This window comes from Rhodanobacter sp. FW021-MT20, from assembly GCF_041107475.1.
Taxonomy (GTDB): Bacteria; Pseudomonadota; Gammaproteobacteria; order Xanthomonadales; family Rhodanobacteraceae; genus Rhodanobacter_A; species Rhodanobacter_A glycinis.
The window spans coordinates 340,065-352,489 of the sequence record NZ_JBGBPX010000002.1 but is presented as its reverse complement, the minus strand read 5'-3'; the positions used below and the strand labels follow the sequence as shown (position 1 = coordinate 352,489).

Here is a 12,425-nt window from a genome sequence, read left to right as displayed (position 1 = left end):
AGGATTGAGGTGAGGGGCGGGTGCTCGCGACAGCGCGCATCGAAAGCCGCTTCGAAGCGACCATGACGCAAGAGTGTCCCCTCACCCCAGCCCTCTCCCCGGCGGGGAGAGGGAGTAAAAAGCATGCAGACCCGCACGGCACGCTTGCCTCCTCTCCCCACCGGGGAGAGGATTGAGGTGAGGGGGGTGCTCGCGACAGCACGCATCGAAAGCCGCTTCGAAGCGGCCATGACGCAAGAGTGTCCCCTCACCCCAGCCCTCTCCCCGGTGGGGAGAGGGAGTAAAAAATATGCGAACCCGCACGGCACGCTCGCCTCCTCTCCCCTTCGGGGAGAGGATTGAGGTGAGGGGTGGGTGCTCGCGACAGCACTCATCAAAAGCCGCTTCGAAGCGGCCATGGCGCAAGAGTGTCCCCTCACCCCAGCTCTCCCCCCGGCGGGGAGAGGGCGTAAAAGGCATGCAAACTTGCCCGATGCGTTCACTTTCTCTCCCCAAAAGGGAGAGGGGGAAACGTGAGGCTTCTCCCTCCGTGTGGGAGAAAGCTGCGATCTCACTTGCCCACCACCGCAACCGGCACCACCGCCATGGTCAGACGCGACATGCACACCAGCTGGCCGGCTTCGTTCTCGATGCGGATTTCCCAGACCTGGGTGGAGCGCCCCAGATGCAATGCCTTGGCGGTGCCGGTGACGATGCCTTCGCGTACGCCGCGCACGTGGTTGGCGTTGATGTCCAGGCCCACCGCGCGTTCGCGTGCAGGATCCAGCGTAAGCATGGCGGCGACGCTGCCCAGCGTTTCGGCCAGCGCCACCGAGGCGCCGCCGTGCAGCAGGCCGTAGGGCTGGTGCGTGCGATGGTCCACCGGCATCGTGCCTTGCAGCCAGTTGTCGCCCGCGGCGGTAACGCGGATGTCGAGCGATTCCAGCAGCGTGTTGGCGCGCCAGCTGTTGATGTGCTCGAGGTCGATGTCCTGCTTCCAGATGCTCATGGCCGGATACTCTTTGGATGGTTCATGCGAAAGGTCGCATTGTCGACGGAGTGCCATCGCGGCGACAATGCATGCGTGTTCACCGTAACCCTGAAAAGTTCCGGCCGCCATTTCGACGTGGCCGCTGGCGAGACCGTGCTGGAGGCCGCGCAGCGAGCCGGCATCGCGTTGCCGTATTCGTGCCGTGCCGGGGTCTGTGGCAGTTGCAAGGCCACCTTGCTGGCTGGCCGCTGCGTCTACCCGCGCAATCCGCCCACCGCGCTGGATGCGCACGAGCGTGCCCATCACGCGGTGCTGCTGTGCCAGGCGGTGCCGGCCAGCGACCTGCTGCTGGAAGCGCGTGAGGTGACCTCGGTGGAGGACATCGCGCGCCGGCAGTTGCGCGTGCGCGTAGCCGACAAATGGACGCTGGCGCCCGACGTGACCGGTCTGCGCCTGTTGCCGGATGAAGGCGTGCCGCGCCTGCGCTGGCTGCCCGGGCAGTATCTCGACGTGTTGCTGGAAGAGGGCCGGCGCCGGCCGTTCTCCATTGCCAACGGGCCGCAGGCCGACGGCGCGATCGAATTGCACGTGCGCCATGTCGCCGGCGGCGGCTTCACTTCGTGGGTGGCGGACCGGTTGCAGGTGGGCGACACGCTGCGCATCGAGGGCCCGTTGGGCACGCTGGTGGCGCGCGAGGATTCGGAGCGGCCGATGGTGTTCATGGCCGGTGGCACCGGTTTCGCACCGGTGAAGGCAATCGTCGAACATTTCATCGAGCTGGGCACGCGTCGCGAGATGGATGTGTACTGGGGCGCGCGCAACGCGGCCGATCTGTACCTGCGCGAAGAAGTGGAGGGCTGGGCAGCCAGGCTGCCGAACCTGCGCTTCCACCCGGTGTTGTCCGAGCCGGACCAGGCGCAATGCCCGGGCTTGCGCGAGGGACTGGTGCACGAGGCGGTGCTGGCCGATCACCCGGATCTGTCCGGTCACGACGTCTACATGAGCGGACCGCCGGCGATGATCGACGCTGCCCGCCATCGCTTCACCGATGCGGGTCTGCCGGATGACCGGCTGTATTACGACTCGTTCGACTATGCGCCCGACGTGCTGGCGCAGATCATGGCTGGCCGGGCCGGGCTGCACCCGTAGGCGCGACTTCAGCCGCGATGCCTTGCGGGCGTGCGGGCGTCATGCAAGAAGCATCGCCCGCACGCGGATTCCTACTTGGCGCCCTTGGCCACCGGCAATTGCGCCGCGTGCCAGCCCAGCACGCCGCCGCCCAGCACGTAGACCTTGCCGAAGCCGGCCTTGACCAGGCGCGGCGCGGCCTTCGCCGAGTTGCCACGACCGTCCTTGTCCATCACCACCACCGGCAAGTCCTTCGCCTTGGCCAGGTCCTTGTTCTCGGGATCGAACTGGCTCATCGCCACGTGCTTCGCGCCGGGGATATGCATCTTCTCGAAATCGGCGCGGGCCGACAGGTCGATCATCAGCGGGCTTTCGCGGTTGATCAGCATGGTCAGCGCGGCCGGAGTGAGTTCCTTGTACTTGCGGAACAGCACGGCCACGTAGGTGACGATCACCGCCAGCAGCAGGATCACGAACAGCGCCGACAGCGCGAGGTGATGGTTCACGAACTGGGGCAGTTTGTGCAGAAAATCGTTCATCGCGCGTCCACTTCGCGCAGCACGGCCGCGCGGATCCGGGTAAACCGTCGATTATACGGCATGCGTACGGCCTCCGGCCCGATCTGACCAGCCCGGTCGAGCGCGCGCCTACTGGGTGATGTCCGGCAGGCCGCTTTCCAGCCACCAGCGCTTGGCCACGGGATCGTAGCGCCAGGTCTGGTGGTCGATCACGCTGCGCTCGGACTGGGTGTTGCGGTTGATCAGGCTGATCTTGACCACCTGGGTCACCTGGTTCTTGCCGTCGGGAACCGCGCCGTTGCCATCGTCGTAATCGCTGACCCGCACCTGCTGGAAACGGGCCTGGTCCAGCGAAGTCAGCGGGTGCTTTTTGCGCACCTTGGGATCGACGAACTGCCACGCGCTGGGAAAACCGTCCCAGCGCACGGCGTTGGCGTAGGCCAGCAGGGTCTCGGTCAGCGCGTTGCTGCGCTGGTCGGCGGCACAGCCGCCCAGCAGGAGTGCACTCAGTGCAACAAGGCAAGTGATGGTGCGGCGCATGGACGATCTCCCCCGGATGGAAGCGATCATTTTGCCGCATTCGCGCTGGTGGCGTCCGTGCGCGGGTGCGCGCGACGCTTGGCCACGAAACGGGCAGACAGTGTCGCGGCCGGCTTGCCCTCATCACCCGGCACCGCGCAGGTTACCTCGATGCGGGCCTTGCCACGAGCGGCGAGGGTGCCGAAGAACGTGGCCCAGTCGGCTTCAGGGGCCAATTGTGCCGCGCTGAGGAAGTCGTCCCATACCGGGCTGAGATAGCGCACGGTGGATTCGCCCACGAACACGTCGCAATCCTCGTTGCGTGCGCGCAGCGCCAGTTCCACCAGGCCCCAGCCGGTCAGCGTCATCACGCTGACCAGGCTGCCGCCAAAGGCGCAGCCCTTGTCGTTGACGTTGGGTGCCAGTGGCGCGGCCAGGGTCAGTTGTTCGCCATCGTAGTGGTGCAGTTGCAGCGCCATGTCGCGCGCCAGCGGAATGCCTTCATGGATGAAATCGACCAGTGCCTGCGCGGCCTCGTGCCGGTCGGTCGGAGAGGGTGCGGTGGAAACCATCGGTAGCTCGTGTTGCGGGGGTGGGGACCCGAAGTGTAGACGCTACACTGCATCGGACTCCCTGATGGAAGGTCCCGGCGTGGCAACACAACCCGCATCGCAGGCCAGGGCGCTGAACGGGCGCACGCTGGTGATCACCCGTCCGGTGGGTACGGCCGGGGCCATGGCGCGACAAATCCGTGCGCGCGGTGGCGTGCCGGTACTGCTGCCGGGTTTGTCGCTGCGCGCGGCGGATGATGCGGTCGCCACCCGCGCCGCCCTGCGCGAGGCGCTGGATGCCGAGCTGCTGCTGTTCACCAGCCCCGCTGCGGTGCGCTTTGCCGCCGCGCTGCTGCCGCTGGAAACCCGGGCCAGCGTGCTGGCCGTGGGGCAAGGATCGGCGCGCGCCCTGCATCGACATGGGCTGACGGCGCAGGCGCCCGAACAGCGGCAGGACAGCGAAGGCCTGCTGGCGCTGCCGGTGCTGCAATCGCTGCAAGGGCGGCGCGTGGCGCTGGTCGGCGCCCCCGGTGGTCGCGGCCTGTTGCGCGATCAGCTGCGCGCACGCGGTGCCCATCTGCATGAGGTGCAGGTGTACCAGCGCGTGCCACCCCGGCTGGGGCCGCGGCACCTGGAGCTCGTGCGGCATCTGCCCGCCGATGCACGGGTCCTCCTGTCCAGCGCCGAAGCCTTGCAGAACCTGCAGGCGGCGTTGGCGCCTGCCCTCTGGCGGCGTTTGTGTATGGCTTTGGCGGTGGTCAGCAGCGAGCGGCTCGCGTCGATTGCCGATGCCGCGGGATTCAGCCGGGTGCAGAAGGCGGCCTCGGCGCGCGGCGTCGATCTGCTCGCCGCTGCGGCCATGTGAGTGCTCTTCACCCGACGACAACGAAGCCGCGTGCGCGGGCTGGTAGCATGCGCGCATGAGCCAGGACGATCTCACCCGTGACCCCGCCGCGCCCACGGGCGCGCCTTCCGATTCCCGCCGCGCGAAAGTCGCCGCCGCACCGCCGCGCCGTTCCGGCGGTGGCACGCTGGCGCTGGCCTTGCTGCTGGCCTTGCTGGCGATCGCCGGCACCGGCTATGTCGGTTGGCAGCAATGGCGACAGATGCAGCATCGCGGCGCCAGCGAACGTGCCGCGACCGACATGCAGCAACGCGTCAGCGTGCTCGAGCATACGTTGGCCGGCGTCAGCAGCAACGGCAGCTCGTTGCAGCAGCGCCTGAACGACGCCGAGCAGGTCAACAACGCCCTGCGCGAGCAGCTGCTGGGGCAGAACGATCGCCTGCGCGCGCTGGAAAGCGCGGTCGGCAAGCTGTCGGAGAAGACCCTCTCCGGCCACGATGCGATGTTGCTGGACAACACCGAGTCGCTGCTGCGCATGGGCCAGCAGCGTTACGAGCTGTTCCACGACGCACGCGGCGCGGCGGCGGCTTATGCGCTGGCCGAACAGACGCTGGCGGCGGTGGACGACCAGGCCTTCGCCGGCCTGCGTCAAAGCATCGAGGCCGAGCGCAACGCGTTGCTGCAGAGCGCACCGGCCAGTCGCGATGCCATGCTTGCCAGCGTGGCGCAGTTGCGTGCCGATGCGGTGAAGCTGCCGCTCAAGCCGCTGGATAGCGACGCCACGCCGGACCAGGGCGCGTGGGGGCGCGTGAGTCGGGCCTTGTCCAGCGTCATCAGCATCCACCGCGACAACGGTGCGCCGCTGGCGGTGGCCGATGCCGGACTGGTGCGTGAATTGCTCGGGCTCGACCTGGCCCAGGCGCAGGCCGCCCTGCTGGCGCGCGATGCCGCTGCCGCCGATGCCGCACTCAAGCGCGCCGATGCCAGTCTTGCCGCCAGCTTCGACGCCCAAGCCGACGAGGTGAAGCAGGCGCGCGCGCAAATCGCCACGTTGCTCCAGCAGATCAAGCCGTCCGCGCCAGTGCAGCTGGGTGCTGCACTGAGTGAATTGCGCAACCTGCGTTCGGTGCATGCATTGGCTGGCAGCAACACGTCGCCGTCAACCGCGGCGCCGGCGCCCGCTTCGTCCAGCCACGGGGCCCAGCCATGAGGTTGTGGCGCTGGATCCTGTTGCTGGTGATCGTCGCCGCGCTGGCCGCGTTCGGCTGGCATTGGGTGGCGGCCGATCCGGGTTACGTGCTGGTGCGCATCCGCGGTTGGCAGGTGGAAACCTCGCTGCTGGCTGCGGTGGTGATCGTGCTGGTGGCGTGGGCCGTGCTGGTCGGCCTGTGGCGCCTGGTGCGCTGGCCGTTCGGCGCGTTGTCGCGGCGCCATCGCCGGCTCAGCCACCAGCGGCTGGGCGAAGGCCTGGTCGCGCTGACCGAAGGACGCCACGGCGATGCCGAGCGCGACCTTAACCGCGCCTCGCGCCTGCCGGCATTGCGTGGCCCGTCGTTGCTGGCTTCGGCGGAAGCCTCTTCGCGTCGCGGCGAGCATGCCCGTGCGCTGGAAACCCTCGACCAGGCGGCCCAGGTCGCACCGCAAGCCGCGCGCGTGTTGCGTGCGCGCGTGTTGCGCCGTGACGGCAAGCCGGCCGAAGCCGTGGCTTTGTTGGCACCGGACGCCGATGCCAACAAGCTCACCCCCGGTGGCTGGCGCGAACTTGCCCTGGCCGCACTGGCCTGTGGCGACACCCGGCGTGCCCGCGAAGCACTGGAACCGTTGCAGAAAAGTGGCGCGCTCGGCACGCGAGGCCAGTCCGCCCTGGAGGCACAGGTGCTGGTTGCCAGCATCGACGCCGCGCCCGATGGCGCCGCGGTCAACACACTGTGGTCGCAGCTGCCCAAGGCCCAGCGCCGCGTGCCGCTGGTGATCGATGCCTACGCCCGTCGCGCCGCCGGTTTCGGTCTGGTATTGCCGGCGATGGACGAAGTGGAATCCGCGCTGCGCCGCGAGTGGTCGCCGACGCTGGTCGAGACCTGGGGTGCGCTGCCCGGCGGCGACCTGGAATCCCGCCTGCGTCGCGCCGAAGGCTGGCTCGACGCCCACCCTAACGATGCCAGCCTGCTGCTGGCGCTGGGCCGCATGTGCGTGCGCCTGAAGTTGTGGGGCAAGGCACGGCAATACCTGGAACGCTCGATCGCGCTGGCGCCCAGTGCCGGTGCGTGGGAAGCGCTCGGCGATGCCTGCGCCGACCAGGGTGATGCGACCCAGGCGCAGCGCTGCTATCGCAACGCGCTGGCTGCCGTGCGCGGCGAAATCGCGCAGCGTCCATCGGCTGCGCCGGCGGGAACCGTCGATACCAGCGCCATCGCCGTCGAAGAACGTGACGCACACGGCATGCCACGACTGGGGAAATAAGATTTTTTAGGTACGTTATAAGTGGCGGCTAGGGCACCCGGATGTCGCCGTGGTTTCCTTTTCGGGTGAGGCTGTAGATCCATGGCCATGACTGCGATGTCATGCCGCAGCCTGGTTGGGGAATTCAGATCTACATAGCCGCTGATAGCTCGTTTTGTTCTGGATCGAATAAAGGAGAGCACCGCATGTCGCAGGTTCAGCATCACAGCATCACCCCCAATGCTTGGCCGGCTATCGCCACTGCCGCATTGCGGGTCGCCTTCGGTGTCATCTGGGCGGTAGGCGCCGCGCTGACATGGTCGCCTGATTTCGCGGTTCACTACGTCGGCTACCTGCACAATGCGGCGCAGGGACAGCCCGGTTGGCTGGCAGGCTGGTTCCAGCTATGGATCGGTCTGGTAACACCGCACGCGGTGTTGTTCACCTGGCTCACGCGGATCGTCGAAAGCGTAATTGCATTGGCTCTGCTCACCGGCTTTGCGCGCAAGACCCTGTACGTGGTCGGTGTGCTTTTCAGCCTGCTGGTGTGGAGTACCGCCGAAGGTTTTGGTGGTCCCTACACAGTAGGCGCCACCAACATGGGAACCGCGATCAGTTACGTGCTGATCTTCGTGGCCCTGATCGGTATCGACAGTCGCGGTGGTCACAACCCTTACAGCGTGGACTACTTCATCGAGAAGCGCTGGCCGGGCTGGTGCCGGTTTGCAGAATGGGGTCGTCACAAGGTGATCGAGCGCGAACCCGAGCGCCTGCCGTGGGGCGTGCAGATTCCCGCCATGCTGGCTGTGCTGGTGTTGGTGATTTTCCTGATCGGCGGCCTGCACAGCACCTTGCACGTCAAGGCCGCTTCGCCGGTATCGGCGGCGGCTGCCGTATCGCCGCTATCGCTGGCTTCCAGCACGCCGGATGCAAAGCCGCGCGATGCGCGCCTGCCGCCACTGATTGGCACCGGCGACAGCGTCGACGTGCATCTTGAGGCGTCGGACCACACGGTATCCATCGCCAATGGCGTCAATTACCAGGCGTGGACATTTGGCGGCACGGTGCCTGGTCCGATCATCCACGTACGGCAGGGCCAGACGGTCAACGTGACTTTCACCAATCACGGCACGATGCAGCACTCCATCGATTTCCATGCCGCGATCACCCCGCCCAGCCTGCATTACATCGAGGTCCAGCCCGGCAAGTCGATCAAGTTTTCCTTCGTGGCGAACGTGCCCGGTGCTTTCCTCTATCACTGCGGCACGCCGCCGGTGTTGCTGCACATCGCCAACGGCATGTACGGCGTGATTGTGGTGGATCCGGCCACGCCGTTGCCGCCGGCTGCCGACAGTTACGTGCTGGTGCAAAGCGAGTGGTATACCCAGCAGGTGTCAGGTCACCTGATGGGGCCCAACTTCGAACGTATGTCCGAAGAGCGGCCGGATGAAGTGGTGTTCAATGGCTCGGCCTTCCAGTACCGCGACCATCCGCTGATCGCCGAGGCAGGCAAGCGCGTTCGCCTCTACGTGGTCGACGCCGGCCCGGATCTGTGGAGCTCGTTTCATGTCATCGGCGCCATCTTTGACAAGGTCTATACCGATGCGGATACCGCGCACGCGCAAAGCGGCGTGTCCACCTACTCGGTGGGTCCGGGTGCCGGTGCGATCTTCGACCTGGTGATCCCGGAGCCGGGCAAGTATCCCTTCGTCGATCACGATATGGCGCACGCGTCGCTCGGTGCGATCGGCGTGCTCGAAGTCCGTGGCACCGATGGCGCGCCGCCACCGGAACCGGAAGCAGTTGCGCCGGAACCAACACCCGCCGCGCCGGCGAAAGACATGGCTGCGGAATCAGTCGCGCTGGGTCCGTACCACTTCGATGCGACCAAGGGCGCGGCCCTGTACGGCGCCAACTGTGCCGCATGCCATCAGCCCACCGGGCAGGGCCTACCCGGTGCATTCCCGCCACTCAAGGGCAATGCCGCCGTGCTGGATGCCAACCCCGCGAAACACATCGAAGTGGTACTGAACGGCCTGCATGGCGAAAACATCGGCGGCGTGACCTACGCTACCCCGATGCCACCGTTCAAGGATTCATTGAACGACGCCCAGATCGCCGACATCATCAATCACGAACGCACCTCCTGGGGAAACCAGGGCAAGCAGATCACCGCCGATGAAGTGAAGGCTCTGCGGGCGAAATGAGACAGTGGTAGGCCAGCGGTGTTGTCGCTGCTGGCCTGCTTGCGTGGGTCGGGATATAAAGCCCGGTCCACTCCTTGGGTGTGAGACGCAACCAGCGTGATATCGGTCGCCTTTGTGTGACATGCCGATCGCGATCAGTGAGCGCGATGAGCACATGGCGCCGCGATCGTATGGGCAGGTGCAATCAGCGGCGCGCGTAGCTCGTTCGCTGGTTTGAGGCGTCCGGTGGACCGCCATGCAAGATCGTGTAGGGTGCCGGCCCGCAGAGCACCCGGAACTTTTGCACCGTAACAAGCGCGCCATCGTAAACCATATCGTACCCGTACTGGTATGTTGCCGCGCTGACAATCTGACCGTTATTCAAGCGGACCCAAGCTTCTACGCCGCCGATGCCGCAGCCCCCACTCATCGGCGTAAAGTGATAGGACACAACAACTGCTGGCCGCGGCGATGACGGCGGCGATGTGGGCTGTTTGACTGTGCGGACTATGAGGGCGGCGGCGGCTGCCAAGGTAACAGCCCACATCATTATTGATTTCCACGACCATGAACCTATGAAGATCCTGAAGTCGTCGAACCATTCGTGAACGTGTCCTGCCATTGGCTTTCCTTGTGCAGCGCGGCTTTCAAAATCCGACTATTGAATATGCGAACCTGTAGGGCCGGTTAACATATCTCGCGGTGCGTGCCCCGAAGGTGATGCCAAAGCGTAATTCTTGACTTTGCCCGGTCCTGCCCGGCCCATCATACGTTGTGTAGTCACCATCCAAGATGGCATCGTCATCAGGCTTCCGCTCTGTTCAGTCAGAGCCAACAGAGCATGCCATGGCCGGGCACTACCTGCCCACTGGATAGGTGCGGCGACCGACACTTCTGGCCGATTGTTGACGTTGAATAGGCGCGGCCTACAACGATGTCAGGTTCGCATAGGCCGCCACCAGCCACTTGCTGCCGGCATCCTCGAAATTGATCTGCAAACGCGTGTGCGGGCCGCTGCCTTCGGCGGCGATCACGATGCCTTCGCCGAAGCTGGGGTGACTGACGCGCTGGCCGAGTTTCACCGGTGGTTCTTCCTGCCACGAGGTGGCAGCGCCGCCGGGGCGGCCGGCGTACATCGGGCGGGTGACGTGCACGCGCGGGCGTACTTCGTCGATCAGTTCGGGCGGAATCTCGCCGAGGAAGCGCGAGGGGCGCGCCAGCATTTCGGTGCCGTGCATGCGACGCGATTCGGCATGGGTGACGACGAGTCGCTCGCGGGCGCGGGTGATGCCGACGTAGGCAAGCCGGCGCTCTTCTTCCAGCCGACCTTCGTCATCGACCGAGCGCTGGCTGGGGAACAGGCCTTCTTCCATGCCGACCAGGAACACCAGCGGGAATTCCAGGCCCTTGGCCGAGTGCAGCGTCATCAGCTGCACGCAGTCGTCCCACGCTTCGCCCTGGCCTTCGCCGGCTTCCAGCGCGGCGTGCGAGAGGAAGGCGGAGAGCTCGCTGAGACCGGCGTCGATATCGTCTTGGGTGAGCTCGAAACGGCTGGCCACGTTGACCAGTTCGTCGAGATTTTCCACGCGGGCCTCGCCATTGCCGCGGCTGTCCTTTTCGTAGTGATCGCGCAGGCCGGTGTGGGTGATGGCGTGTTCGATCTGTTCGGCGAGGGGTAGCGTTGAAGCCCTCTCCCCTGCGGGGAGAGGGTTGGGTGAGGGGTTGTCCGGAGCGGAAGTTTCCGGCAAGCCCGGCCCCTCACCCCGACCCTCTCCCCGCGGGGGAGAGGGAGAAAAATCGTGGGCCATCTGGTCGATCAGGGCGAGGAAGGCTTTCACCGCATTCTTCGCGCGACCGGCCAGCTCGCTGCCGGCCAGTTCGCCGAGCGCGGCTTCCCACATCGAGGTGTTGTCAGTGCGCGCGCGACGGCGCAGCACGTCCAGCGTGCGGTCGCCGATGCCGCGCGGCGGGGTGTTCACCGCGCGCTCGAAGGCGGCATCGTCGTGGCGGTTGGAGGTCAGTCGCAGGTAGGCCAGTGCGTCCTTGATCTCGGCGCGCTCGAAGAAGCGCTGGCCGCCGTAGACGCGGTACTTGATCGCGTGCTGGGTGAGCTGTTCCTCGAAATTGCGCGATTGCGCGTTGGAGCGGTAGAGGATGGCGCAATCCTTCGCGTCGCCGTATTCGGCGACGTATTCGCGGATGCGCTCGATCACGAATCGTGCTTCGTCCTGTTCGTTGTAGGCGGCGTACAGCGCGATGCGCTCGCCGTCGTCGCCGGCGGTCCACAGTTCCTTGCCAAGGCGGCCGCCGTTGCGTGCAATCACGCTGTTGGCGGCTTTCAGGATGGTGGCGGTGGAGCGGTAGTTCTGTTCCAGTTTGATCGTGCGCGCACCGGGAAAATCGCGCAGGAACTGCTGCATGTTTTCCACCTTGGCGCCGCGCCAGCCGTAGATCGACTGGTCATCGTCGCCGACGGCGAAGACTTTGTTGGTGGCGCCGGCGAGCACGCGAATCCACGCGTACTGCAGCGCGTTGGTATCCTGGAATTCGTCGATCAGGAGATGACGCCAGCGCTGCTGGTAATGCTCCAGCACGGCCGGGTGTTTCAGCCACAGTTCGTGCGCGCGCAGCAGCAATTCGGCGAAGTCGACCAGACCGGCACGGCGGCAGGCGTCTTCGTAGGCCTGGTAGACCTGCACCAGGGTGCGGGTGACCGGATGATCGTGGTGTTCGATATCGCCCGGGCGCTTGCCTTCGTCCTTCCAGCCGTTGATGGTCCAGGTGGCCTGGCGCGGCGGGAAGCGGGCCTCGTCCAGCCCCAGTCCGGTGACCACGCGTTTCACCAGCCGCTGCTGGTCGTCGGCGTCGAGGATCTGGAAGCCTTCCGGCAGTCCGGCTTCCTGCCAGTGACGACGCAACAGGCGGTGCGCGATGCCGTGGAAGGTGCCCACGGTGATGCCCTGGGTCTGGCCGGGGATCAGCGATTCCAGCCGCGCGCGCATTTCGCCGGCAGCCTTGTTGGTGAAGGTGACGGCGAGGATCGCCCACGGTGGCGCGTGTTCCACCTGGGTGAGCCAGCCGATCCGGCGGGTGAGCACGCTGGTCTTGCCGGAACCGGCGCCAGCGAGGACGAGATAGTGGCCGGGCGGGGCGCAAACGGCTTCGCGCTGCGCGTCGTTGAGCGTGTCGATCAGGTGCGAGACATCCATTGCACCCATTGTAGCGGGGCGGATGCGAAAACCGCCGCGAAAGCGGCGGTTTTCGGGTCGA

Annotated in this window: 10 protein-coding genes; 5 read left to right on the top strand and 5 right to left on the bottom strand. The window is 66.1% G+C overall.

Annotation, left to right across the window (positions count from 1 at the left end; translation table 11 throughout):
- Positions 1-550: 550 nt before the first annotated feature.
- Complete coding sequence (locus AB7849_RS04425; protein ID WP_008216569.1) at positions 551-988, bottom strand: hotdog fold thioesterase; 438 nt, start codon at positions 986-988, stop codon at positions 551-553.
- 24 nt (positions 989-1,012) lie between these two features.
- Between AB7849_RS04425 and AB7849_RS04420 the strand changes: the two genes are divergently transcribed.
- Positions 1,013-2,119 carry a 2Fe-2S iron-sulfur cluster-binding protein gene (locus tag AB7849_RS04420; protein WP_008216571.1) on the top strand — a complete coding sequence of 369 codons (1,107 nt, stop codon included), beginning with the start codon at positions 1,013-1,015 and terminating at the stop codon, positions 2,117-2,119.
- 71 nt (positions 2,120-2,190) lie between these two features.
- Here the strand turns inward: AB7849_RS04420 and AB7849_RS04415 are convergent, their stop codons facing one another.
- The 3 genes from AB7849_RS04415 to AB7849_RS04405 all read right to left on the bottom strand — a co-directional run bounded on the left by AB7849_RS04415 (position 2,191) and on the right by AB7849_RS04405 (position 3,707).
- Positions 2,191-2,637, bottom strand: a complete 447-nt coding sequence (locus AB7849_RS04415; RefSeq protein WP_008216573.1) for a rhodanese-like domain-containing protein — start codon at positions 2,635-2,637, stop codon at positions 2,191-2,193.
- Between the two features lie 108 nt (positions 2,638-2,745).
- Entirely contained in the window at positions 2,746-3,156 is a 411-nt protein-coding gene (locus tag AB7849_RS04410; RefSeq protein WP_008216575.1) for a hypothetical protein, read from the bottom strand.
- Positions 3,157-3,182: 26 nt separating this feature from the next.
- Entirely contained in the window at positions 3,183-3,707 is a 525-nt protein-coding gene (locus tag AB7849_RS04405) for a YiiD C-terminal domain-containing protein (RefSeq protein WP_008216577.1), read from the bottom strand.
- A gap of 64 nt (positions 3,708-3,771) precedes the next feature.
- Between AB7849_RS04405 and AB7849_RS04400 the strand changes: the two genes are divergently transcribed.
- From AB7849_RS04400 to AB7849_RS04385, 4 genes are all read left to right on the top strand, one after another.
- Positions 3,772-4,551, top strand: coding sequence for a uroporphyrinogen-III synthase (locus tag AB7849_RS04400; protein ID WP_008216580.1), 780 nt, complete (start codon positions 3,772-3,774; stop codon positions 4,549-4,551).
- 55 nt (positions 4,552-4,606) lie between these two features.
- Positions 4,607-5,740 carry a uroporphyrinogen-III C-methyltransferase gene (locus tag AB7849_RS04395; RefSeq protein WP_369500643.1) on the top strand — a complete coding sequence of 378 codons (1,134 nt, stop codon included), beginning with the start codon at positions 4,607-4,609 and terminating at the stop codon, positions 5,738-5,740.
- Positions 5,737-6,990 carry a heme biosynthesis HemY N-terminal domain-containing protein gene (locus AB7849_RS04390; protein WP_008217147.1) on the top strand — a complete coding sequence of 418 codons (1,254 nt, stop codon included), beginning with the start codon at positions 5,737-5,739 and terminating at the stop codon, positions 6,988-6,990. The genes AB7849_RS04395 and AB7849_RS04390 overlap by 4 nt, the downstream gene beginning before the upstream one ends.
- Before the next feature lie 185 nt (positions 6,991-7,175).
- On the top strand, positions 7,176-9,176 hold the full coding sequence (locus AB7849_RS04385; RefSeq protein ID WP_008217146.1) for a multicopper oxidase domain-containing protein: 2,001 nt from the start codon (positions 7,176-7,178) through the stop codon (positions 9,174-9,176).
- A 905-nt stretch (positions 9,177-10,081) separates the two neighbouring features.
- On the opposite strand, the gene AB7849_RS04380 is transcribed toward AB7849_RS04385, so the two are convergent.
- Positions 10,082-12,364: an ATP-dependent DNA helicase gene (locus AB7849_RS04380; RefSeq protein WP_369500642.1), complete on the bottom strand. Its 2,283-nt coding sequence runs from the start codon at positions 12,362-12,364 to the stop codon at positions 10,082-10,084.
- Positions 12,365-12,425: the final 61 nt, after the last annotated feature.